The 21,759-nt window shown below is 68.9% G+C and carries 23 protein-coding genes; 13 read left to right on the forward strand and 10 right to left on the reverse strand.

Features of this window, described 5'->3' with window-relative positions; translation table 11 throughout:
* Positions 1-120 precede the first annotated feature (120 nt).
* Entirely contained in the window at positions 121-951 is an 831-nt protein-coding gene (locus DYE23_RS20890; protein WP_115328057.1) for an SDR family NAD(P)-dependent oxidoreductase, read from the forward strand.
* A gap of 114 nt (positions 952-1,065) precedes the next feature.
* Here DYE23_RS20890 and DYE23_RS20895 read toward each other — a convergent pair whose 3' ends face one another.
* Together DYE23_RS20895 and DYE23_RS20900 are read right to left on the reverse strand one after the other, a co-directional pair.
* The gene (locus DYE23_RS20895) at positions 1,066-1,875 is read right to left on the reverse strand and encodes a glycine betaine ABC transporter substrate-binding protein (RefSeq protein WP_235660466.1); all 810 of its coding nucleotides are present in this window, start codon (positions 1,873-1,875) and stop codon (positions 1,066-1,068) included.
* 59 nt (positions 1,876-1,934) lie between these two features.
* Entirely contained in the window at positions 1,935-3,095 is a 1,161-nt protein-coding gene (locus DYE23_RS20900) for an NAD(P)-dependent malic enzyme (RefSeq protein WP_115328059.1), read from the reverse strand.
* Between the two features lie 153 nt (positions 3,096-3,248).
* On the opposite strand from DYE23_RS20900, the gene corA reads away from it, so the two are divergent.
* Positions 3,249-4,346 (forward strand): magnesium/cobalt transporter CorA, encoded by a 1,098-nt coding sequence (gene corA / locus DYE23_RS20905; protein WP_115328060.1) that lies wholly within the window; start codon positions 3,249-3,251, stop codon positions 4,344-4,346.
* 82 nt (positions 4,347-4,428) lie between these two features.
* Here corA and DYE23_RS20910 read toward each other — a convergent pair whose 3' ends face one another.
* Entirely contained in the window at positions 4,429-5,034 is a 606-nt protein-coding gene (locus DYE23_RS20910; RefSeq protein WP_011893097.1) for a suppressor of fused domain protein, read from the reverse strand.
* On the reverse strand, positions 5,034-5,561 hold the full coding sequence (locus tag DYE23_RS20915) for a YflT domain-containing protein (RefSeq protein ID WP_011893096.1): 528 nt from the start codon (positions 5,559-5,561) through the stop codon (positions 5,034-5,036). Before DYE23_RS20915 ends, DYE23_RS20910 begins: the two co-directional genes overlap by 1 nt.
* A 122-nt stretch (positions 5,562-5,683) precedes the next feature.
* On the opposite strand from DYE23_RS20915, the gene DYE23_RS20920 reads away from it, so the two are divergent.
* Positions 5,684-6,376, forward strand: coding sequence for a DUF4190 domain-containing protein (locus tag DYE23_RS20920; RefSeq protein WP_115328061.1), 693 nt, complete (start codon positions 5,684-5,686; stop codon positions 6,374-6,376).
* On the opposite strand, the gene DYE23_RS20925 is transcribed toward DYE23_RS20920, so the two are convergent.
* The gene (locus DYE23_RS20925; RefSeq protein ID WP_011893094.1) at positions 6,373-7,329 is read right to left on the reverse strand and encodes an HpcH/HpaI aldolase/citrate lyase family protein; all 957 of its coding nucleotides are present in this window, start codon (positions 7,327-7,329) and stop codon (positions 6,373-6,375) included. The genes DYE23_RS20920 and DYE23_RS20925 overlap by 4 nt on opposite strands.
* A 38-nt stretch (positions 7,330-7,367) precedes the next feature.
* Between DYE23_RS20925 and DYE23_RS20930 the strand changes: the two genes are divergently transcribed.
* The 4 genes from DYE23_RS20930 (at position 7,368) to DYE23_RS20945 (ending at position 11,813) form a co-directional block, all read left to right on the forward strand.
* Positions 7,368-8,666, forward strand: a complete 1,299-nt coding sequence (locus tag DYE23_RS20930) for a magnesium transporter MgtE N-terminal domain-containing protein (protein WP_115328062.1) — start codon at positions 7,368-7,370, stop codon at positions 8,664-8,666.
* Complete coding sequence (locus DYE23_RS20935; RefSeq protein WP_011893092.1) at positions 8,659-9,204, forward strand: DUF1003 domain-containing protein; 546 nt, start codon at positions 8,659-8,661, stop codon at positions 9,202-9,204. The genes DYE23_RS20930 and DYE23_RS20935 overlap by 8 nt, the downstream gene beginning before the upstream one ends.
* Positions 9,205-9,319: 115 nt before the next feature.
* The gene (locus DYE23_RS20940) at positions 9,320-10,633 is read left to right on the forward strand and encodes a lytic transglycosylase domain-containing protein (protein WP_115328063.1); all 1,314 of its coding nucleotides are present in this window, start codon (positions 9,320-9,322) and stop codon (positions 10,631-10,633) included.
* A 52-nt stretch (positions 10,634-10,685) separates the two neighbouring features.
* Positions 10,686-11,813 (forward strand): Mrp/NBP35 family ATP-binding protein, encoded by a 1,128-nt coding sequence (locus DYE23_RS20945; RefSeq protein ID WP_115328064.1) that lies wholly within the window; start codon positions 10,686-10,688, stop codon positions 11,811-11,813.
* 15 nt (positions 11,814-11,828) lie between these two features.
* Here DYE23_RS20945 and tatB read toward each other — a convergent pair whose 3' ends face one another.
* The 4 genes from tatB to sigE form a co-directional block, all read right to left on the reverse strand.
* On the reverse strand, positions 11,829-12,242 hold the full coding sequence (tatB, locus tag DYE23_RS20950) for a Sec-independent protein translocase protein TatB (RefSeq protein ID WP_115328065.1): 414 nt from the start codon (positions 12,240-12,242) through the stop codon (positions 11,829-11,831).
* Between the two features lie 2 nt (positions 12,243-12,244).
* Positions 12,245-13,738 (reverse strand): serine protease HtrA, encoded by a 1,494-nt coding sequence (gene htrA / locus DYE23_RS20955; RefSeq protein WP_115328066.1) that lies wholly within the window; start codon positions 13,736-13,738, stop codon positions 12,245-12,247.
* A gap of 87 nt (positions 13,739-13,825) precedes the next feature.
* Positions 13,826-14,209: an anti-sigma E factor RseA gene (gene rseA, locus DYE23_RS20960; protein WP_041800617.1), complete on the reverse strand. Its 384-nt coding sequence runs from the start codon at positions 14,207-14,209 to the stop codon at positions 13,826-13,828.
* Between the two features lie 82 nt (positions 14,210-14,291).
* Positions 14,292-15,140 carry an RNA polymerase sigma factor SigE gene (sigE, locus tag DYE23_RS20965; protein ID WP_115328067.1) on the reverse strand — a complete coding sequence of 283 codons (849 nt, stop codon included), beginning with the start codon at positions 15,138-15,140 and terminating at the stop codon, positions 14,292-14,294.
* 166 nt (positions 15,141-15,306) lie between these two features.
* Between sigE and DYE23_RS20970 the strand changes: the two genes are divergently transcribed.
* The 6 genes from DYE23_RS20970 to DYE23_RS20995 all read left to right on the forward strand — a co-directional run bounded on the left by DYE23_RS20970 (position 15,307) and on the right by DYE23_RS20995 (position 20,430).
* Entirely contained in the window at positions 15,307-15,987 is a 681-nt protein-coding gene (locus tag DYE23_RS20970) for an O-methyltransferase (RefSeq protein ID WP_041799973.1), read from the forward strand.
* A 120-nt stretch (positions 15,988-16,107) separates the two neighbouring features.
* Complete coding sequence (locus DYE23_RS20975) at positions 16,108-16,764, forward strand: TetR/AcrR family transcriptional regulator (RefSeq protein ID WP_115328068.1); 657 nt, start codon at positions 16,108-16,110, stop codon at positions 16,762-16,764.
* A complete protein-coding gene (locus DYE23_RS20980; protein ID WP_115328069.1) occupies positions 16,757-17,659 on the forward strand; it encodes an ABC transporter ATP-binding protein in 903 nt (300 codons plus the stop codon). The genes DYE23_RS20975 and DYE23_RS20980 overlap by 8 nt, the downstream gene beginning before the upstream one ends.
* A 59-nt stretch (positions 17,660-17,718) precedes the next feature.
* Positions 17,719-19,281 carry an ABC transporter permease gene (locus DYE23_RS20985; protein WP_115329049.1) on the forward strand — a complete coding sequence of 521 codons (1,563 nt, stop codon included), beginning with the start codon at positions 17,719-17,721 and terminating at the stop codon, positions 19,279-19,281.
* 36 nt (positions 19,282-19,317) lie between these two features.
* The gene (locus DYE23_RS20990) at positions 19,318-19,908 is read left to right on the forward strand and encodes a DUF4126 domain-containing protein (protein ID WP_011893081.1); all 591 of its coding nucleotides are present in this window, start codon (positions 19,318-19,320) and stop codon (positions 19,906-19,908) included.
* Positions 19,909-19,944: 36 nt separating this feature from the next.
* Complete coding sequence (locus tag DYE23_RS20995) at positions 19,945-20,430, forward strand: MSMEG_6728 family protein (RefSeq protein ID WP_011893080.1); 486 nt, start codon at positions 19,945-19,947, stop codon at positions 20,428-20,430.
* Here DYE23_RS20995 and glgC read toward each other — a convergent pair.
* Positions 20,427-21,641: a glucose-1-phosphate adenylyltransferase gene (glgC, locus tag DYE23_RS21000; RefSeq protein ID WP_011893079.1), complete on the reverse strand. Its 1,215-nt coding sequence runs from the start codon at positions 21,639-21,641 to the stop codon at positions 20,427-20,429. The genes DYE23_RS20995 and glgC overlap by 4 nt on opposite strands.
* Positions 21,642-21,759: the final 118 nt, after the last annotated feature.

The raw sequence follows: 21,759 nt of genomic DNA on the forward strand, positions 1-21,759 counted from the left end.
CTGATTGTCGCTCTGCGCGCCGAGTCCATTACCGGCCGACGCCGGTGCGGGGAAACACGGGACCGGGGGTACCGGGTAGGCTCACACCACTCGACGCGTCGACCAACCGAGGGAGTGTAGATGCAGGGCTTCGCGGGAAAAGTGGCCGTGGTGACGGGCGCAGGCTCGGGCATCGGGCAAGCGCTGGCCATCGAACTCGGCCGATCTGGCGCACTCGTCGCGATCAGCGACGTCGACACCGAAGGCCTCGCGGTCACCGAGGAACGACTGAAGGCCATCGGCACGCACGTCAAGAGCGACCGGCTCAACGTGACCGAACGCGAGACGTTCCTGCAGTACGCGGACGACGTCGCCGAGCATTTCGGCAAGGTGCACCAGATCTACAACAACGCCGGTATCGCCTTCACCGGCGACATCGAGGTGTCGCAGTTCAAAGACATCGAGCGGGTCATGGACGTCGACTTCTGGGGCGTCGTCAACGGCACGAAAGCCTTCCTCCCCCACCTCATCGCGTCCGGCGACGGCCATGTCGTCAACGTGTCGTCGGTGTTCGGGCTGTTCTCGGTACCCGGTCAGGGCGCCTACAACGCGGCGAAGTTCGCGGTGCGCGGCTTCACCGAGGCGCTGCGCCAGGAGATGGCGCTCGCCGGGCATCCCGTGAAGGTGTCCTGCGTGCACCCCGGCGGCATCAAGACCGCGATCGCACGCAACGCCGGCGCCGCCGAAGGTCTCGACGCCGACGAGCTGGCCAAGACGTTCGACAAGAAGCTCGCGAGTACGACACCGGAGAAGGCCGCCCAGGTGATTCTCGACGGGGTGCGCAAGAACAAGGCCCGCATCCTGATCGGCAACGACGCGAAGATGTTCGAGATCGCGATCCGCGCACTCGGCGCGGGTTACCAGAGCGTGTTCCCCAAGGTCGTCGCCCGGCTGACGCCGCCGGCGAAGTAAGCACGCTCGACGGGCACGAACTCGCGTCGGGTGCCACGGGTGACGGCGTGTCGGCGTACAGACCCGCGCGCTCGCGGTGCGAGGTGCTCGGTGCCTGGCGCTCGGTGCTTGCGCTCAGTGGCCGACGCCGAGCGGATGCTCCTCCAGCCATTGCCCGGCCACCAGGCCGGGGTCGGTGCCCTCGGCGAGCTGTCGGCGCATGTCGGCCAGCGAGCCGGTGTCGAGCACACCGGCGATCTCGTTGAGCGCGAGCACCTGCGACTCGTTCAACTCGTTGCGCCGGTACAGCGGCACCACATTCTCGGCGCGGATCAACGCGGTCTTGTCGGAGAGCACCACGACCTCCGACGGAACATCCGGTGCCGCGGTCGAGGTCCACGCCGCGTCGATGCGGCCCGCCCGCAGAGCGCCGAACATCGCGTCGTCGTCGGGGAACTCGCGGGCGTCGGGCAACGTGCAGGTGCCGACGCGCGCCGGCCGGGGTTCGGACCGCACCGCGCCGACCGCGATATCCGGGCAGCTGCGCGCCAGCGCCGCCACGTCGCCGCCGTCCCACTCGCCGGCCGTGCGCTCGGTCACCGCGATCGCGGGCTTGTTCTCCGCCGAGGTCGTGTAGTCACCCGCCGCCACCCCCTCGGGGAGCGCCGACAGCAGCGTGCGGTACACCTGCACATCGGAGCGTGCGGCGGAGTCGGGCGCGAAGCGCGCCAGCAGTTCCCCGGTGAGTCCCGGCGCCACCCGAACCTCACCCGAGTCCAGCGCGCCGAGGGGGTCGTCGGCAACCTGCACGTGGGCCGGATTCCCGTAGAAACGCAGCGCCGCCGTATACAGATGCGCCACAAGCTGGGCTTCGGGCTCACCGGTGGCGCCGACCGGAATCGACGGCGGAGCGGGCGGACCACCACAGCCCGCGACGATCCCCACAGCGGCCAGACAGAACGCCAGCCGCAGCCGGTACGAGGCGCGCGGGCGGCTCAGCCGGATCAGTCCTCGGACGCCGCGGCCACCGCAGCCGCGACTGCCGGTCCCACCCGCGGGTCCAGAGCGCTCGGCACGATGTGGTCCACCGACAGGTCGTCACCGACCACAGAGAAGATCGCCTCTGCCGCAGCGACTTTCATCTTCTCGGTGATCCTGCGCGCGCCCGCGTCGAGGGCGCCACGGAACACGCCGGGGAACGCCAGCACGTTGTTGATCTGGTTCGGGAAATCGCTGCGGCCGGTCGCGACGACCGACGCGTACTTGCGGGCGGCGTCGGGGTGGATCTCGGGATCGGGGTTCGACAGCGCGAAGACGATGCCGCCCGGCGCCATCGTCGCGATGATCTCCTCGGGCACCAGGCCCGCGGACAGACCGAGGAACATGTCGGCGCCGTCGAGCGCTTCGGCGACGCCGCCGGTGCGGCCCGCGGGGTTCGTCCGCTGGGCGAGTTCGGCCTTGAACGAGTTCAGGTCGCCGCGGTCCGGATGGATGATGCCCTTGGAATCCAGCACCGTGATGTCGGTGATGCCCTTGGCGAGCAGGATGTTCGCGCAGGCGACGCCCGCGGCGCCGGCACCCGAGATCACCACGCGCAGCGCGTGCATGTCGCGCTCGAGAACCTTGGCCGCGCCGTGCAGCGCGGCGAGGACGACGATCGCGGTGCCGTGCTGGTCGTCGTGCATGACCGGGCAGTCGAGGGCCTCGATCACGCGGCGCTCGATCTCGAAGCAGCGCGGAGCAGAGATGTCCTCCAGGTTCACCGCGCCGAACGTCGGCCGCAGCCGGATCAGCGTCTCGACGATCTCGTCGGGATCCTTGGTGTCGAGGACGATCGGGATGGAGTCGAGTCCGCCGAACGTCTTGAACAGCGCGCTCTTGCCCTCCATCACCGGGAGCGAGGCCGCCGCGCCGATGTCACCGAGTCCGAGCACCGCGCTGCCGTCGCTCACCACGGCGACGAGCCGGCTGGCCCACGTGTACTTCTTGGCCAGCGTCTTGTCGGCCGCGATCGCACGGCTCACCTGCGCGACACCGGGGGTGTAGGCGATCGACAGAGCCCGCTGGGTGTCCAGAGGCGATTTCAAGTCCACCGAGAGCTTGCCGCCCTCGTGCGCTTCGAAGATCTCGTTGTCGTCGATGACGACCTGGGGCGTGCGAACCATTTCAGCCACGGCGTCACAGTAACCGACCCTCCAAACTCACAGGAATGGGTTCCCCCGTCGTGAGAAGGACGCAACGTGATCGCCGCGTACGATTTTCCCGGATACCGCCGATGCCACGGCGGTGACGTTCACGCAGATCAGGGAGGTGGGCGCATGCCCTCGTTTCGTCCGCTCCCACCGCGACAGTCATCGGACACCCGATCGGCCGGTGGCGCCGCCCACCGCATCCACCTCCCCGTCTCCCAGGCGATGGTCGACTGCGGCGTCTACTGCGACGGGATCAGACTCCCCGGCAAGTACACCCACGCCGCGGCGCTGGACAAGGTGCACGAGATCGAGGCCGACGGCGGGTCCGCCTTCGTCTGGATCGGTCTGCACGAACCCGACGACCAGCAGATGAAAGCCGTCGCCGAGGTGTTCGGTCTGCACGACCTCGCCGTCGAGGACGCCGTCCACGCCCACCAGCGGCCGAAGCTCGAACGCTACGACGGCACGTTGTTCCTGGTACTCAAGACGGTCACCTACGTCGAGCACGAGTCGATGGCCAAGGTCCGCGAAATCGTCGAGACGGGTGAGGTGATGATCTTCGTCGGCGGCGACTTCGTCGTCACGGTCCGCCACGGCGAACACGGTGGACTCGCCGGGGTCCGGAAGCGTCTGGAGGCCGCCCCGCACAACCTGCGTCTGGGGCCCTACTCGGTGATGCACGCGATCGCCGACCACGTTGTCGACACCTACCTCGATGTCACCGACCTCATCGAACACGACATCGACGCGATGGAAGAGGACATCTTCTCTCCCCGTCAGCAGACCGACATCGAGACGATCTACCTGCTCAAGCGTGAAGTCGTCGAGCTTCGCCGCGCGGTCAGCCCGCTGGTCACCGATCTCGAGCGGATCGACAGGGAACACGACGACCTCGTCAACGTCGAGATCCGGCGCTACATGCGCGACGTCCTCGACCACACCATCAAGGCCGCCGATCGCATCGGCAGCTACGACGAGCTGCTGAGTTCCCTGGTGCAGGCCGCGCTCGGCAAGGTCGCGATGCAGCAGAACGTCGACATGCGCAAGATCTCGGCGTGGGTCGCCATCGCCGCGGTGCCGACCGCGATGGCGGGCATCTACGGCATGAACTTCGACCACATGCCGGAATTGAACTGGACGTTCGGCTATCCGCTGGCCCTGCTGGTGATGGCCACCGTCTGCGTGGTGCTCTACCGCAACTTCCGGCGCAACAACTGGCTCTGACCTCGCCGAGCACCTCCGCCGAACGTGCATTCCAGCAGGCCTCCACTCGCACTTTTCCTGCTGGAATGCAATTTCGGCGCGCTCAGGCGGGACTGGCGGCCTTCCGCCGTGGGTCCGTGGGGTCGACCCCGTCCTGCACCCACGCCTCCCTCATCGCCTCGGCCCCTTTCAACCGCACCCACGCCGCCTCCGTCGCGGTGATCGGCACCGCCGACAACAGGACCACCGGCGACATCGGCTCGGGCAGTACGACATCGTCGATGTCGCTGCGGCCCAACAGGAATGCGGTGAAGGGCGCACCCTCCCAGATCGGCATCTCCAGGTCGATCAGCGCGTCGGGCGCCAGGATCAGGCCCTCCACCGCGGGCGAGGCGGCCACCACGGCCACCGACCGGGACAACCCCACCGGGGACGTCCCCTTCAGGGCGACGACGACCTCGGCCCGAGGGCCCTGCACCGGGTCGGCGATCATCTCCGCCGGGTCCACCATCGGCTGCTTCGAGCAACCCAGCGAAACATAGTGCACCGGAGCATCTCCCGGCCCCGCAAAGCGCAGGACGTCGATCCGGTCGGCACCCAGGAACGTCACGCTGGCCTGATCGGGCTCCGCGGTGACACCCAGCCGGGCGAAGTGCTCCAGCAGATGTGAGCGCACCAGAGCGGGAACGTCGTTGCGCGACGACACCATCAGATGGTCAGGCGCGCCAGCAGATCCCGGCCCTTCTCGGCGTTCGGCGGATCGCACAGCACGTCGTAGCGTCCGGCGACCAGTTGCATGGTCGAACTGAAATCCCTTGTGCCACGGGCCATCGCGTACGGAATCGCCGAGGTGATCAACCCGAAGAACACGCCCGCGATCACACCGGTGATGAGCGCACTCCACGGATTGGGGCTGAAGAACCCGAGGATGAGCCCGATGAACAGGCCCAGCCACGCACCGGTCAGGACACCGCCGCCGAGGACCTTGGGCCAGCTCAACCGGCCCGTGACCCGTTCCACCTGCATCAGGTCGACCCCGACGATCGTGACCTGCTGGACCGGAAACTCCTGATCCGACAGATAGTCCACCGCCCGCTGCGCCTCGGCGTACGTCGAGTACGAGCCGATCGGCCAGCCTTTCGGCGGCGTGGGAAGAGCGGGCTGGCGTCCGCGCCCGGCTGCCGGTCCCGCGGCCGGCGAAGCGGGATTCTGTCCTGGCTGGAAGGGGCTGGTCATGGTCTCGTCACTGCCTTTCCTTCACGCACAACGGTAGTCCACCGACAACGTCTGGCCCACCCTAAAGGTGCCGCACTGCTCGCTCACCTCGGGTTACCTGCTCTTAGGCTAGGTTGATCGTCATGACGAGTTCGGACAACGACGCCGACCGGGTCGAATCCTCCGAGTCGGCTGCCGACGGCTCCGAGCCCACTCCGGCGGGCTATGAGGCACCCTCGATCGAGCACACGCCGAGCGCACCCGACACGTCGTCCGACGACACCCCGCCGCACGGATACACGCCGCCGCCGGCCTACAACCCGCCGCCGTCCTCCACCCCGCCGATGTACGGGACACCGCCGAACACCGGCTACCCGGCGCCCGGCGACTTCACCTCACCGCCCTACCCGCCGCCCCCCGCGGGCTACGGCGCGCAGAACTATCCGCCGCCCGGCTACGGCGCACAGGGTTACGGCCCACAGGGTTACGGCGCACAGAGTTACGGCGCACAGGGTTACCCGTCGCCCTACGGCGCGTACCCCGGCGGCTACCCGGGCGCGGACTACGGCTACGGCACACCCGCGCAGCAGGGCTCCAACGGCATGGCCATCGGCTCGCTGGTGACCTCACTGCTCGCGCTACCGCTCAACATCGCGTGCTTCTCGGGAACGATCGCATCGATCGTCGCCGTCGTCCTCGGCGTCGTCGCACTCAACCAGATCAAGACCAGCGGCCAGAGCGGCAAGGAGATGGCCATCGCGGGCATCGCGATCGGAGTGCTGGGGCTCATCGGCGCGTTCGTCCTGATGGCCGTCGTCTTCGCGGGATCGGGCTAACCGGGCGGGACGAACCGCTCCCCGGTACGCGTCATCCCCGCCGCGCGGCCCTTCCCGGCGATCACCAACGCCATCTTGCGGCTGGCCTCATCGATCATCTCGTCGCCCAGCATCACCGCGCCCCGCGCACCGCCGGCCCGCGAGGTGTGCCATTCGTAGGCTTCGAGAAGCAACTCGGCGTGGTCGTAGTCCTGCTGGCGCGGGCTGAAGATCTCATTGCCCGCCTCGATCTGGTCCGGGTGCAGCACCCACTTCCCGTCATAGCCCAGAGCCGCCGACCGCCCGGCCACCCGCCGGAACGCCTCGACGTCACGAACCTTCAGGAACGGGCCGTCGATCGCGGCGATCCCGTTGGCGCGCGCAGCGATCAGGATCCGCATCAGCACGTGGTGGTAGGCATCGCCGACGTCGTACCCCTCGGGCTGCTCCCCCACCACGAGCGTGCGCATGTTGAGACTCGCCATCAGATCGGCAGGCCCCAGCACCAGCGCCTGCACCCGCGGGGCCGACGCGATCGCATCGATGTGGGTCAGCCCGCGGGCATCCTCGATCTGCGCCTCGATCCCGATCCGGCCCGGCGGCAGGTCGTGGGTCGCCTCCAACTGACTCAGAAGCAGATCCAGGGCATGGACGTGTGAGACGTCGGTCACCTTGGGCAGCACGACGATGTCGAGCGACGCGCCCGCCCGGGCCATCACTTCGATGATGTCGGCGTGCGTCCACGGCGTGGTCCAGTCGTTGACCCGGACACCACGTAGCTGATCGCCCCAGCCGGGTTCTGCCAGTGCCTGTGCAACCCGTTGCCGCGCTTCGTCTTTGGCCTCCGCGGCGACCGCATCCTCAAGGTCGAGGAAGACCTCGTCGGCGGGAAGCGCCTTGGCCTTCTGAATCATCTTCTCGCTGCTGCCGGGAACGGACAGGCAGGTCCGACGGGGTCGATATCGGTTCTCCACTGAATGCACCTCCAGACACTCTTCTACCCTTGACAACCATGGCGTCGGTCAACAGGGTCTATGCGGCTCGTCTCGCGGGCATGGTGGTGCTGGGTCCCGACGGCGAATCCATCGGACGTGTGCGCGACGTCGTGATCGGCATCTCGGTCGTCCGTCAACAGCCCCGGGTACTGGGCCTCGTCATCGAACTTCTCAGCCGCAGAAGAATTTTCGTCCCCATTCTGCGGGTCACCGCCATCGAGCCGGGAGCGGTCACGCTGTCGACCGGCAACGTCTCGCTGCGCCGCTTCTCGCAGCGCCCGGGTGAGGTGCTCGTCCTCGGCCAGGTCGTCGAGACCAGGGTGCGGGTCGACGATCCCGACCTTCCCGCGCTCGCCGGCCTCGACGTCGTCGTGGTGGACCTCGGCATCGAGCAGACCCGGACCCGCGACTGGGTCGTCACCCGGGTGGCAGTCCGGCCGCAGCGCCGCCTCGGCCGGCGCAGCAACGTGTACACCACGGAATGGGACCACGTGCAGGGCCTGACGCCGGCCGGTCTGGCCATGCCCGATCAGGGTGTGGCGCAACTGCTCGAACAGTTCGAAGACAAGCGCCCGGTCGAGGTCGCCGACGCGATCCGCGAACTGCCCGGGAAGCGCCGCCACGAGGTCGTCAACGCGCTCGACGACGAACGGCTCGCCGATGTGCTGCAGGAGCTCCCCGAAGAGGAGCAGGTGGAACTTCTGCGGCAGCTCAAGACCGATCGCGCCGCCGACGTGCTCGAAGCGATGGATCCCGACGACGCCGCGGACCTGCTGGGCACGATGACGCCCGCCGACGCCGAACAACTGCTGCGCCGGATGGACCCGGAGGACTCCGAGGACGTCCGGCGACTGCTGAGCCACTCCCCGAACACCGCGGGCGGCCTGATGACCTCCGAACCAGTGGTACTCGCCCCCGATACCACGGTCGCGGAAGCCCTTGCGCGCGTGCGTGATCCGGACCTCACCCCGGCGCTGGCGTCCCTCGTCTTCGTCGTACGGCCGCCGACGGCCACACCGACCGGCCACTACCTGGGCTGCGTGCATCTGCAACGCCTGCTGCGTGAACCGCCGGCAACGCTGGTCAGCGGCATCATCGACTCCGACCTGCCGCAGCTCGCGCCCGAGGATTCCCTCGGCGCGCTCACCCGGTACTTCGCCGCCTACAACCTGGTGTGCGGCCCGGTCGTCGACGAGGAGAACCATCTGCTGGGCGCGGTGTCGGTCGACGACGTCCTCGACCACCTGCTCCCCGACAACTGGCGCGAGCGTGAATCCGAGCCGCTGATCGTGTCCGTGGAAGGACGCCATGAGTGAACCGTCGTCGAGGCAGCGCCTCGACACGCCGAGGGTTTCCCGATCCTTCGCGCCCCGGCTGGACATCGAAGCCGTGGGCCGGTTCAGCGAGGGCATCGCCCGATTCCTCGGAACCGGGCGGTATCTGGCCATCCAGACCATCGTCGTCATCGTCTGGATCCTGCTGAACCTGGGCGCCTTCGCGTGGCAGTGGGATCCGTACCCGTTCATCCTGCTCAATCTCGCGTTCTCCACCCAGGCCGCCTACGCCGCCCCGCTGATCCTGCTGGCACAGAACCGGCAGGAGAACCGCGACCGCGTCGCTCTCGACGAGGACCGCAGGCGGGCGCAGCAGACCAAGGCCGACACCGAGTTCCTGGCCCGCGAACTCGCGGCGCTGCGGCTGGCGGTCGGCGAAGTCGCCACCCGTGACTATCTGCGCAGGGAACTCGACGAGATCCGCGAGATGATCGAGAAACTGTCCGGGGAGAAAGACGCCGAACCGGGCCGTGCCGGCAAACAGGACACCGGCGCGCGCAAGACGAAGAAATCGAGTTGAGACGTGTGCGGCGATTGCTGTTACACGACCGTTGCCCAATAGGTATGGTGACTGGATTCACAGGCGGTCTCACAGCTAGGACGGTTGAGTGCACATTGGGGGAGGACCTGCGCTCGTGGCAGCGAGGCGTCGAGCAGGGCAGTTCGTCCGCAATCCCGCTGTAGGCGTCGCCGCCGTCCTGACCCCGCTGGTCCTGGCCGGCGCCGTCGGCGCCTCCGCGCCCACCCACACCCCGACACGCGACGCCGCGGTGCTTCCGCTCGCCGCCGTCGCGCCGTCGGCCGACGAACGGGCCGGGATCTCGGTGGTCGCCGTCGCCAAAGCTCCCGCACCGCTGCGCACCGTGGCCGGCACCGCCGCGTCCGGTCCCACCCCGCCGACGATCCTCAACGCGCCGGGCACACTGCGGATCCCGTCGGTGAATCTCGCGGCCTACCGCAACGCCGAGACGATGATGGCCGCCGCCTATCCCGGCTGCGGCGTGAGCTGGAACCTGCTGGCCGGCATCGGCCGCATCGAGTCGATGCACTCCTACGGTGGCGCGACGGACTCGCGCGGCACCGCGGTGCGACCCATCTACGGTCCGACGCTGGACGGGACGTTGCCGGGCAACGAGGTCATCGTCGAGAGCCGCTCCGCCGACCGGGTGGTCTACGCCCGCGCCATGGGCCCGATGCAGTTCCTGCCCGGAACCTGGTCGCGCTATGCCGCCGACGGTGACGGCGACGGGAAGGCCGACGTCCAGAACATCTACGACGCCGCGCTCGGCGCCGCCCGCTACCTGTGCAGCGGTGGGCTGAACCTGCGCAACCAGGCCGACGTGATGGCCGCGATCCTGCGCTACAACAACTCGATGTCCTACGCGCAGAACGTGCTGAGCTGGGCCGCCGCGTACGCGACCGGCGTGGTGCCGTTGGAGTTGCCGCCGATCACCGGGTCGGTGCCCGAGTTGGAGGCCGCCACCACCGCGACGCTGACCGCGCACCTGGACCGTCGCGCCGGGCTGGGCCCGGGTCTCCCCCTCAATGCCACCGGCCTGCCGGCCAACGATCCGCTGGCGCTGATCCCGTTGATGGAACGCACCGACGTGGCCAGCCAGATCAACACCGGGCTTCCGGGCTTCGGCGCCGGCCAGACGCTCGGGCCGCTGCCCGGTCCCATGCCCGCGGCCGCACCGCAGCCCGTCGCCCCGCCGCCCACCTGGGTGCCCCCGTGGGTGCAGCAGCCCGCCCCGCAGAAGCCGGCGCAGTGCGCGGTCTTCTGCATCCAGGACCTTCCCGCCGCGCCGGCGCCGGCGCCCGCGCCGGCGGGCCCACTCGGCCTCCAGCCGGACCCGATGCCGGCGGCACCGGGTCCGGTGGCACCGGGACCGCAGCCCGGCCCCGCACCGGGTCCGGCACCGGGACCCGCGCCCGGCCCCCTCAGCTGACCCACGCGCCCGAATCGGATCCGGCACCCACCTGCGCCTAGACTCGCGGGTGATGTCCTCTACACCTCATGACCTGGAAGCGGCGGTTCGCACCGCTCTGACCAAGGTGATCGACCCTGAACTTCGGCGGCCCATCACCGAAGTCGGCATGGTCAAGAACGTCACCGTCGAACCCGATGCGTCGGTGCACGTCGAGATCTACCTGACCACGTCGGCGTGCCCCAAGAAGACCGAGATCTCCGACCAGGTCACCCGCGCGGTGCAGGACGTCCCCGGAACCGGGGCGGTCAGGGTCACCCTCGATGTGATGAACGACGAGCAACGGGCCGAGTTGCGCAAGCTGCTGCGCGGCGACTCCCGCGAGCCTGTCATCCCGTTCGCACAGCCCGGTTCGCTGACCCGCGTATACGCGGTCGCCTCCGGCAAGGGCGGTGTCGGCAAGTCGAGCGTCACCGTGAACCTGGCCGCCGCGATGGCCGCGCGCGGGCTGTCCGTCGGCCTGCTCGACGCCGACATCTACGGTCACTCCGTACCCAGGATGATGGGCACCGCCGACCGGCCCACGCAGGTCGACTCGATGATCCTGCCGCCCGTCTCCCACGACGTGCGCGTCATCTCGATCGCGATGTTCACCCAGGGCAACACCCCCGTGGTGTGGCGCGGGCCGATGTTGCACCGGGCCCTGCAGCAGTTCCTCGCCGACGTGTACTGGGGTGACCTCGACGTGCTGCTGCTCGACCTGCCGCCCGGCACCGGCGACATCGCGATCTCGGTCGCGCAGCTGATCCCCGGCGCCGAGATCCTCGTCGTCACCACCCCTCAGCTGGCTGCCGCCGAAGTGGCCGAGCGGGCCGGCGCGATCGCGATCCAGACCCGCCAGCGAATCGCCGGCGTCGTCGAGAACATGGTGGACGGACCCGTCATCAAGATGTTCGGTGAGGGCGGTGGCCGCCAGGTGGCCGAGAGCCTGTCGCGCGCCGTCGGTGCCGAGGTGCCGCTGCTCGGACAGGTCCCCCTGGACCCGGAACTGGTCTCGGCCGGTGACACCGGTGTGCCGCTGGTGCTCAGCGCCCCTGACTCGCTGGCCGGCAAGGAACTGCGCAAGATCGCCGACGCCCTGTCCAGCCGCAAACGGGGACTGGCGGGCATGTCGCTGGGGCTGGATCCGGCCGGCCGGTAGAGCGCGCCTCCGGCGCTACGTCGCGTCGGGGTCGAACGGTGTGGACGCCGGATCGACCGACGCCGCCGGTGACACGGCTGACGGGCCGGGCCCCGACTGTGGCTTCGGGGGTTTCGGGCTGTCGGTGTTCGTCGAGTCGAACCTGCCGGTGAAGATCGAGTCGTCCCCGTCGAGCAGATGCTTGGTCAACGCCGCCCGCGGCGTCATGCCCCGCAGCTTCTGCAGCTCGGACAGCGGCTCCCGCAGATCGTCGAACTCCGGGCCCAGGTCCTCACGCAACTGACTCGTCGCACCGGTGATGTAGTCACGGGCCTGACGAACCGCACCGGCGGTCCAGCGGATCGCCCCGGGCAGACGTTCGGGGCCGAGGATCACCAGGCCGGCGATCACCAGGACGAGCATCTCGCCCCACCCGACGTTGGCGAACATCGTTATGTGCTGTCGTCGCCGGTGGGTGTCACCGTCAGCGTCACCACGCGGCCGTCCCGGACCACCTCGACGGGCGCCGCCTCGCCGATCTTGAGTTGCCGGACCGCGACGATCATCTCGTCGGCATCGGCGACCTCGCGGTCACCGACCTTGACCACCACGTCGTTCTCCAGCAGGCCGGCCTGTTCTGCGGGGCTGCCCGGTTTCACGTCCGCGATCTGCGCACCCTTGGCGACGTCGTTGCTGACCGAGCGCGCCGTCAGGCCCAGGGTCGGGTGGGCGATCTTGCCGTTCTGGATCAGGGTCTCGACGACCTGCTTGACCTCGTTGACCGGGATCGCGAAGCCGAGGCCGCTGGCGCTGTCCGAGAGCGACTTGCCGGCGGTGTTGATACCGATGACCTCGGCGTCCATGTTGATCAGCGGACCGCCGGAGTTGCCGTGGTTGATGGACGCGTCGGTCTGCACGCCGTCGATCACCGTGTCGGTGTCCGACCCGTCGCCCGAGAGCGGGACGGGCCGGTGCAGCGCGCTGATGATGCCGTGGGTGACAGTGCTGCGCAGGCCGAGCGGGGCACCGGCGGCGATGACCTCTTCGCCGACCTGCAGCTTCTCCGAGTCACCCATCCGCGCCACCGACAGGTTGTCGACGTTGTCCACCTTGAGGACCGCGAGGTCGGTCTTGGGATCACGCCCGACCAGGTTCGCCGGAACCTCTTTGCCGTCGTTGAAGACCACCGACATCTTGAACTCGCTCGGATTGGTCGCGGCCTCGGAGATGACGTGGTTGTTGGTGACGATGTAGCCGCGGCCGTCGACGACGACACCGGACCCCTGCGAGCCTTCCCGGTCGCTGGTGGCTTCGATCGTCACCACGGAATCGGCAACGGCGGCAGCAACTTCGGCGAACTGCCCGCGCGGCTCTCCGTTGTCGTCGCCACCGCTGGTCTCCAGCGTCACCTTCGAGGTGGTGAACGCGGACACCACCTCGGCGGTGGTGCGGCCGACCCATCCCCCGGCGACACCGATGACGAGCGCGATGAGGCCGAGCACCATGAGCGCGACGAAGGAGACCTTGCCGCCGAACAGGACGTCGCGCACGCCGAGCTTGCCCACCGGGCCGGCGGCCTGCACGGGGGCCGTCGCGGCGACCGCCGGTGTGCCCAGCGCGACCGGTGCACCCGGATTGCGCCAGGGATCGTCCTGATCCGCGTCGTCGCCGTCGCGTTCGGCGTCCAGTGCGCCGGCGTCGGTGGGATGACGCTGAAGCGAGTCACCGCCCTGGTAGGGCCGGCCGAACGCCTCGGCCAGCACGGGGTCGGGCGGCTGATCCTTCGGGGTGAACTCGCCCTGATCGCGGTGCTTCTCCGCGCCGAGGAACGAACCGCTGACGCCGGACGGACGCCCGAACGCGCGCTGCGCGGAGGGATCGACGGGAGGCCGCGACACAGGCCTCGGCTCAAGACGTTTCCGACCGGTCTCGTCCAGATTGGTCACCCGTTCATCGCCCTTCCCTCACCATTGCCGACCTCGGACACGACTCCACGAAGGCCGACGTATTCGGCGGTCGACTTCGCATCCACCCTACCGGCGCTTGCGACGCGCCCGCGGCGGGCCGTCAGCTAACTGCGGCGACTCGGGCGGCTCCTGCGCATCCACCGGAGTCCGGTTGGGGATCTGCGACAACAGCCCCAGCAGCGAGCTCGGAATGTCCACCGGACAGGAATCCCGCAACGCCTCACGGGCCTGCCGCTGCGCATCGACCTCCTGCGCGCACTCCGAACACAGAGACAGATGGTGGGCGGCGCGCAGATGGGCCGTCATCCGCAGCTCTCCATCGGCGAACGCCGCGATCGCCTCGGTCGACAGGTGTTCGGTGGAACCGAACTGCCGTGGGCCCACCGGTGAATCACTCTGGGACGGAAGCCAGGAGAACGCCCGGCGGAAGGCATGTCCGGGATCGAACACCACCGCGCCCCTCTCCACTCGGCACCTGATCAACGCTGTTCTTTCGAATGTAGCGCGACGGGGCGCACTCAGCTTGCGAACGTCAGGCGGACTTGCCCGTGTCCCGGCCCGCGCCGACGTCGGAATGCCGCGCGAGATGGTCACGCAGCGCCTGCCGGCCGCGGTGGATACGACTGCGGACGGTGCCGAGCTTCACGCCGAGCGTCGCCCCGATCTCCTCGTAGGACAGACCCTCGATGTCGCACAGCACCACGGCGGCACGGAACTCCGGCGCCAGCGAGTCCAGTGCGGCCTGCAGGTCCGCGCCCAGGCGCGAGTCGTGGTAGATCTGCTCGGGATTCGGCTCGTCGGCAGGCACCCGGTCGTAGTCCTCGGGCAGCGCCTCCATGCGGATGCGGCCGCGCCGGCGGACCATGTCGAGGAAGAGGTTGGTCGTGATCCTGTGCAACCAGCCCTCGAACGTGCCGGGCTGGTAGTTCTGCACCGAACGGAAGACGCGGATGAACGTCTCCTGGGTCAGGTCCTCGGCGTCGTGCTGGTTTCCCGACAGCCGGTAGGCGAGGCGGTACACCCGGTCGGCGTGCTGGCGGACCAGCTCATCCCAGCTCGGCATCGCCGCCTTGTCGCCGGTGGCGTCGAACACCGCGGTTCCGGTCAGCTCGTCGGTCGGCTCGACCCACTCGGCCTCGGTGAACTGCTCGCGGTGGGCCATGGACACAGGCGCCGCCACGGGCGCCGCGACGGGAGCAGCTGCAGAGACGCTGGACGTGGGGGCCTGCGTGGTGGTCGTCGGATCCTCCAGGTGATGGTGGGGGCCGCCGTGCGGCGACCCGTCGTGTTCGGCAACACGCGCGGATGCGTTTTCATTCCTCGACCGCGCGGAATCGATGCGCGCCGTTCGCACGGTATCGGTGCGTGCGCCGTCTGTCATGCGGTAACCATTTCCCGTGCTGGTGTGTCAGGCATATGAGCAAACTGAACTTTTCCTGAGAAACAGCGCTACCCCGTTTGTCACCAGCGGAAACAGGTGTGATTCTCGCTGCACGCGCGGGCGTGTCGGCGACGCCGGCGACAGCCGTTGGCTCTACGCTGCGGGCATGGCCAGCACCGACGAGCCCGCAGCCGCGTCCGGCGACTCCACCGCGCGGGCCCGCCAGGCCGAGGCGATCGTCAATCACGCCGAACACTCGATCTCCGAGGACGCGATCGTCGCCGCCGCCAGGGAGCGCGCCGTCGACATCGGCGCAGGCGCGGTCACACCCGCCGTCGGAGCGCTGCTCTGCGTGCTGGCCAAGCTCACCGGCGCCAAGGCCGTCGTCGAGGTCGGCACCGGTGCGGGCGTGAGCGGGCTGTGGCTGCTCTCCGGCATGCGGGAAGACGGCGTGCTGACGACCATCGATGTCGAGCCGGAGCACCAGCGAATCGCCAAGCAGGCCTTCAGCGAGGCCGGCGTCGGACCCGGCCGCACGCGGCTGATCAGCGGCCGCGCGCAGGAGGTCTTGACCCGGTTGGCCGACGAGTCCTACGACCTCGTCTTCATCGACGCCGCCCCCGCCGATCAGCCCCAGTTCGTGGTCGAGGGCGTGCGCCTGCTCCGCCCGGGCGGCGCGATCGTCGTACACCGGGCAGCACTCGGCGGCCGCGCCGGGGACGCCTCCGCGAAGGACAGCGAGGTGTCGGCGGTCCGCGAAGCCGCGCGACTGATCGCCGAGGACGAGCGACTGACCCCGGTGCTGATCCCCCTCGGCGACGGCCTGCTCGCCGCCGCCCGCGACTGACCCCCCTTCCCCCGCGAGCAGACACATACTCGGGCGCGTCGCCGGCGCGTCGTGCGAGTTCGCGTCTGCTCGCGGCCGGACCCTTGACGGGAAGCTGAACGCGCGTTTAGCCTACTGAACATGCGTTCAGCCGACGATCTCACGGCTGCGGCCCGCATCCGGGACGCCGCCGTCGAACTGTTCGGCGCCGAGGGCTTCGCGGTCAGCGTGCGTACCATCGCGGCCGCGGCGGGCGTCAGCCCCGGGCTGGTGATCCATCACTTCGGCTCGAAGGACCAACTGCACAAGGCCTGCGACGCCTACGTCGCCGAGACCGTGCGGGCAGCCAAGAGCGACTCCATCCAGACGTCGGATCCGGCGACCTGGCTGGCGCAGATGGCCGAGATCGAGGAGTACGCCCCCCTGATGGCGTACCTGGTGCGCAGCCTGCAGGCCGGTGGGGAACTCGGAAAGATGTTGTGGCGCACCATGACCGACGACGTCGAACAGTACCTCGAAGACGGCGTGCGAGCCGGAACCGTCAAGCCGAGCGCGGATCCGCGGGCCAGGGCGTTCTTCCTCTCGATGGCCAGCGGCGGCGGCTTTCTGCTCTACCTGCAGCTCCACGAGAGCACCGACATCCGTGTCGTGCTGCGCGACTACAGCGAGGCGATGGTGCTGCCGGCGCTGGAGCTCTACACCCACGGCCTGCTGACCGACTCGACGATGTACGACGCCTTCGTGGCTGAACGCGCACACGACCATTCGTCCCCCTCGACAGGAGCACGCGATGCCTGACACCTCACCCGTTGTGGAAATCCGTGGGCTGCGAAAGGCGTTCGGCCGCACGCAGGCTCTCGACGGTCTCGACCTCACCGTCGCACCCGGCGACGTGACCGGGTTCCTCGGGCCCAATGGGGCGGGCAAATCCACCGCCATCCGGGTGCTGTTGGGTCTGCTGCGGGCCGACGGCGGCGACGTCCGTCTGCTCGGTGCAGACCCCTGGCGCGACGCCGTCGCACTGCACCGCCGGATCGCCTACGTGCCAGGCGATGTGACCCTGTGGCCGAACCTGACCGGTATGCAGGCAATCGACTTCCTCGCCGCCCTGCGCGGAGACGGCGTCGACACCCGGCGGCGTGACGAACTCATCGAGCGCTTCGAACTCGATCCGCACAAGAAGGCGAGAACGTACTCGAAAGGCAACAGGCAGAAGGTCGCCATCGTCGCCGCGTTCAGCACCCGCAGTGAGCTGTTCATCCTCGACGAACCGACATCGGGACTGGATCCGCTGATGGAGAAGACATTTCAGGAATGCGTCCGCGAGGTCGCCGGCCGGGGTGCGGCGGTTCTGCTGTCGAGCCATATCCTCGCCGAGGTCGAAAAGCTCTGCGACAACGTCACGATCGTGCGCTCCGGCCGCACGGTGCGGTCCGGGACGCTGGCTCAGATGCGCCACCTCATGCGCACCACCGTCACCGTGCGGGTCCGTGGTGACGGCCGCGCCCTCACCGACGCACCGTATGTCCACGACCTGCGGACCGATGACGGAGCGCTGCGCTTCTCGGTCGACCGCGACCATCTCGATCGCGCGGTCCTCGATCTCACCGCCCTCGGCATCGAGGACCTCGCGGTGGCACCGGCATCGCTGGAGGACATGTTCCTGCAGGAGTACCAAGGCGCAAACCGGTGAGTACCGCGGGCCATCTCACCCACACCCGGCACGCCGCAGCGCCCGCGTCGTCCAAGTCGATGTGGACGCACACCGGGCTGCTGATCCGACTTGCACTGCGACGCGACCGGATTCGGCTGTCGATATGGATTGCGACGCTGACGCTGCTGATGATCTACACCCCCAACGCACTGGAACTGGCATACCCCGAGGAGGCCCAACGGCTCGCACGGGTCAACCTACTCAAGACACCCGCCGGAATGATGATGGGCGGGCCCGTGTTCGGCGTCGACGAAACCGATCTGGGCGTGATGATGGCCAACGAGCTGATGCTCACCCTGATCGTCGCCACCTCGATACTGGCCATCCTGACGGTGATTCGGCACACCCGCGCCGAGGAGGAGAGCGGCACGGCCGAGCTCGTCCTGGCCTCGGTCGTCGGCCGGTACGCGCGCACCACCGCCGCCCTGAGCGTGGCCGCCGGGGTCAACGTGGTCCTCACCGTCACGATGACGGCTGCGATGGTCGCGAGTGGATTCGGGGTCGCGGATTCGCTGGGCATGTGCGCCGGGGTGACCGCCGTGGCGATGGTGTTCGCCGCGCTGGCGGCGGTCACAGCCCAGATGTGGCGTGCCGCAAGGGCCGCCACGAGTACGGCGATGGCGGCGCTGGCCCTCGCGGCGCTGATCCGCGGCATCGGCGATGTGATCGACAACTCGGGCAGCGCCCTGAGCTGGTTCTCCCCCATCGCCTGGGCACAGCAGATGCGGTCGTTCGTCGACCTTCGCTGGTGGCCTCTGGCGCTGTTGGTCGGACTGACACTCGCCCTCGTCACGCTGGCCGCCGCACTGGAGGGGCGCCGCCAGTACGACGACGCGACGCTCGCGTCCCGCGGTGAACACCCCGACGCGAAACCTGTCCGCGGCGTCCTGGCCCTGCACCTCGTCCTGCAGCGCGGCCAGACCATCGGCTGGTCGGCCGGACTCTTCATCGCGGGGCTCGCCTTCGGGTCGATGACGAAGTCGCTGCTCGACGCCGCCGAAGGCAATGAGCTGATCGCACAGATGATCTCGGCCCAGGGCACCGACGGGGTGTACATGACGATGTCGCAGTTCCTGGCCGCCGCGGCCTCGGCGTATGTCGTGTCCTGCGTCCTGCGTCTGCACGCCGACGAGAGGTCCGGCCTCGGGGAGGCGGTGCTCGCCGGTGCGGTGTCCCGGTGGCGTTGGCTGTCGACGAGCGTCGCGGCGGCGGTGCTCGGGGCGACGGTGTTGATGTTCTTCGCCGGCCTGGGCAACGGCGTGGGCGCCGGGATCACCCTCGGCGAGCCCGGGACGGTCGGCAGACTCACGGTGGCGGGCCTCGCGTTCGTTCCCGCCTTGGCGGTGATGGCGGGGGTGGCCGCTGTCGGTGTCGCGCTGCGCCAGCCCTGGATCGGTTGGCTCGCAGTCACTTCCGTCGTCCTGTCGCTCTACCTCGGCGCGCTGCTGCGCCTGCCGCGCTGGCTGATCGACCTGTCGCCCATCAGCCGCACAACGGTGCCCACCGATGTCCCGTTCGTCGCGCTGGTCGTGATGTGCGTGGCGGCGGCCGCCCTGACCGTGCTCGCGGGATTTCTGTACCGCAGACGCGATGCGGCGTGACCGCGCGGGCTTCTGTAGCCGCCGCATACTGAAGCCATGGAGTTGCTCACCGGGTTCGGCCTGGCGACGGCGGCCGGCCTCAACGCCTACATCCCGCTGCTCGCCCTCGGACTGCTCGGCCGCTTCACCGAACTGGTGACGCTGCCCGCAGGCTGGGCCTGGCTGGAGAACGGCTGGGTCATGACGATCGTCGCAGCCCTGCTGGTCATCGAGGTCGTGGCCGACAAGGTCCCCGCCCTCGACAGCGTCAACGACGTCGTCCAGACCTTCGTGCGTCCGACCGCAGGCGGCATCGTGTTCGGTTCCGGCACCGCAGCGCAGACGGCGACGGTCACCGATCCCGGCGCGTTCGCCCAGTCCGGGCAGTGGATACCGGTCGCCATCGGAGTGGCGATCGCGTTGGTGGTGTCGCTGACGAAGTCGACCGTGCGGCCGGCGGCCAACGTCGCGACCGCGGGTGTGGCCGCGCCCGTGCTGAGCACCGTCGAGGACGTCGCCAGTGTTGCGTTGGTCTTCGTCGCGATCCTGGTTCCGGTGCTCGTGCTGGTGGCCGTGCTCGCACTGGCCTGGGCGGCGGTGCGGCTCCTCCGCCGACGCCGCGCCGCGGCCCAGACACCACGGAACTGAACTCGTGCGGAAGGAGCGAACGGGTATCCCGGCATCATGCAGACCTTCCTGCCCTACCCGGACTTCGTCACCTCTGCGGAGATCCTGGACACGCGCCGGCTCGGGAAACAACGTGTCGAGACCATCCAGGTTCTGCGCGCCCTGACGGTTCCCGGGTACGGCTGGCGTCACCACCCCGCCGCGGCGATGTGGGCCGGCTACGAGGAGGCGCTGGTCCGGTACGGCCTCGACATGTGCGATGTGTGGTGCCGGCAGGGACGCGGTGACACCTGCGCCGCGACGCTACGCAGCGATCTGGCGACCGGAACCGGTCTGGAGATCATCCGGACCCAGGACGAGCTCGCGGCCGCAGACGAAGTGCCTCCGTGGCTCGGCGACGCCGACTTCCACCTCAGCCACCGCTCGGCCCTGCTCCGCAAGGACCCCGCGCACTACCGGCACCACTTTCCCGGCGTGCCCGACGACCTGCCGTACGTGTGGCCCGCCTCGGACCGTCCCCGGCGTGTGCCGGTGACCAGTTAGATCCACACGCCCTTACCGACCGCCACGACGCCGCCGGCGCTGACGGTGAACCGTTCCCGGTCCTTGTCCAGGTCCACACCGACCATCTCGCCGGGACCCACGACGACGTTCTTGTCCAGGATCGCGTGGCGCACCACCGCGCCGCGCCCGATCCGGACACCGGGCATGATCACGCTGCCCTCGACGATGGCGCCGTCATCGATCGCCACGTTCGACGACAGCACCGAATTACGCACCGACGCAGCCGAAATGATGCTGCCGGCACCGACGACCGACTCCTGGGCGGATCCGCCGTTGACGAACTTGGCCGGAGCCAGGTTCTCCGCGCCACCACGGATCGGCCAGCGCTTGTTGTACAGGTTGAAGATCGGGTGCACCGACACCAGATCCATGTGCGCGTCGTAGAAGGCGTCCAAGGTTCCGACGTCACGCCAGTAGCCGTGGTCGCGTTCGGTTGCGCCGGGCACCTCGTTGTTGTTGAAGTCGTAGACCGAGGCCATCCCGTCAGCGACCAACCGCGGGATGATGTCGCCGCCCATGTCGTGGTCGGAGTCGTCGTCCTCGGCATCGGCCCGGATCGCGTCGATCAGCACCTTGGTGGTGAAGATGTAGTTGCCCATCGACGCGAACGTCATCTCCGGATCGTCGGGGGTGCCCGGCGGGTCGGCCGGCTTCTCCACCCAGCCGCGGATGCGCCCGGAGTCGTCGGCGTCGATACACCCGAACGCGCTGGCCTCCGAGCGCGGAACCCGGATGCCGGCGACGGTCGCGCCCGCGCCACTCTCGATGTGCTGCTGGACCATCTGTTCGGGATCCATGCGGTACACGTGGTCGGCGCCGAAGATCACGATGTAGTCGGGATCCTCGTCGTAGATCAGGTTCATCGACTGATAGATCGCGTCGGCCGAACCGGTGTACCACCGGGGGCCGAGGCGCTGCTGCGCCGGAACCGGGGTGATGTACTCACCGGCCAGGCCGGACAGCCGCCAGTTCTGTGAGATGTGGCGGTCCAGCGAATGCGACTTGTACTGGGTGAGCACACAGATCCGCAGAAAGCGGGCGTTGACGAGATTCGACAGCACGAAATCGATGAGGCGGTATCCGCCACCGAAAGGCACCGCAGGCTTCGCGCGGTCGGCGGTCAGCGGGTACAACCGCTTTCCCTCGCCGCCTGCGAGGACGATGCCCAGCACATGTGGCGCTTCCCTCATGTTTCCAACCTATCCGCACGCCGGGACGGCGGCCAGCCATTCCTCGTTTTGTCGCGCGTCGCCGGCCCTGTCGCGACGCCCTGACGAGGCGTTTCCGGGCTGTCCGTCAAGACAATTG

It is taken from the genome of Mycolicibacterium gilvum, from assembly GCF_900454025.1.
Lineage (GTDB): Bacteria > Actinomycetota > Actinomycetes > Mycobacteriales > Mycobacteriaceae > Mycobacterium > Mycobacterium gilvum.

Coding starts and splice junctions, on each gene's coding strand:
- DYE23_RS20890 (WP_115328057.1), top strand. CDS start 121: ATGCAGGGCTTCGCGGGAAAAGTGGCCGTGGTGACGGGCGCAGGCTCG.
- DYE23_RS20900 (WP_115328059.1), bottom strand. CDS start 3,095: ATGGTTCGCACGCCCCAGGTCGTCATCGACGACAACGAGATCTTCGAA.
- corA (WP_115328060.1), top strand. CDS start 3,249: ATGCCCTCGTTTCGTCCGCTCCCACCGCGACAGTCATCGGACACCCGA.
- DYE23_RS20910 (WP_011893097.1), bottom strand. CDS start 5,034: ATGGTGTCGTCGCGCAACGACGTTCCCGCTCTGGTGCGCTCACATCTG.
- DYE23_RS20915 (WP_011893096.1), bottom strand. CDS start 5,561: ATGACCAGCCCCTTCCAGCCAGGACAGAATCCCGCTTCGCCGGCCGCG.
- DYE23_RS20920 (WP_115328061.1), top strand. CDS start 5,684: ATGACGAGTTCGGACAACGACGCCGACCGGGTCGAATCCTCCGAGTCG.
- DYE23_RS20930 (WP_115328062.1), top strand. CDS start 7,368: ATGGCGTCGGTCAACAGGGTCTATGCGGCTCGTCTCGCGGGCATGGTG.
- DYE23_RS20935 (WP_011893092.1), top strand. CDS start 8,659: ATGAGTGAACCGTCGTCGAGGCAGCGCCTCGACACGCCGAGGGTTTCC.
- DYE23_RS20945 (WP_115328064.1), top strand. CDS start 10,686: ATGTCCTCTACACCTCATGACCTGGAAGCGGCGGTTCGCACCGCTCTG.
- tatB (WP_115328065.1), bottom strand. CDS start 12,242: ATGTTCGCCAACGTCGGGTGGGGCGAGATGCTCGTCCTGGTGATCGCC.
- sigE (WP_115328067.1), bottom strand. CDS start 15,140: ATGACAGACGGCGCACGCACCGATACCGTGCGAACGGCGCGCATCGAT.
- DYE23_RS20970 (WP_041799973.1), top strand. CDS start 15,307: ATGGCCAGCACCGACGAGCCCGCAGCCGCGTCCGGCGACTCCACCGCG.
- DYE23_RS20975 (WP_115328068.1), top strand. CDS start 16,108: ATGCGTTCAGCCGACGATCTCACGGCTGCGGCCCGCATCCGGGACGCC.
- DYE23_RS20980 (WP_115328069.1), top strand. CDS start 16,757: ATGCCTGACACCTCACCCGTTGTGGAAATCCGTGGGCTGCGAAAGGCG.
- DYE23_RS20985 (WP_115329049.1), top strand. CDS start 17,719: ATGTGGACGCACACCGGGCTGCTGATCCGACTTGCACTGCGACGCGAC.
- DYE23_RS20990 (WP_011893081.1), top strand. CDS start 19,318: ATGGAGTTGCTCACCGGGTTCGGCCTGGCGACGGCGGCCGGCCTCAAC.
- DYE23_RS20995 (WP_011893080.1), top strand. CDS start 19,945: ATGCAGACCTTCCTGCCCTACCCGGACTTCGTCACCTCTGCGGAGATC.
- glgC (WP_011893079.1), bottom strand. CDS start 21,641: ATGAGGGAAGCGCCACATGTGCTGGGCATCGTCCTCGCAGGCGGCGAG.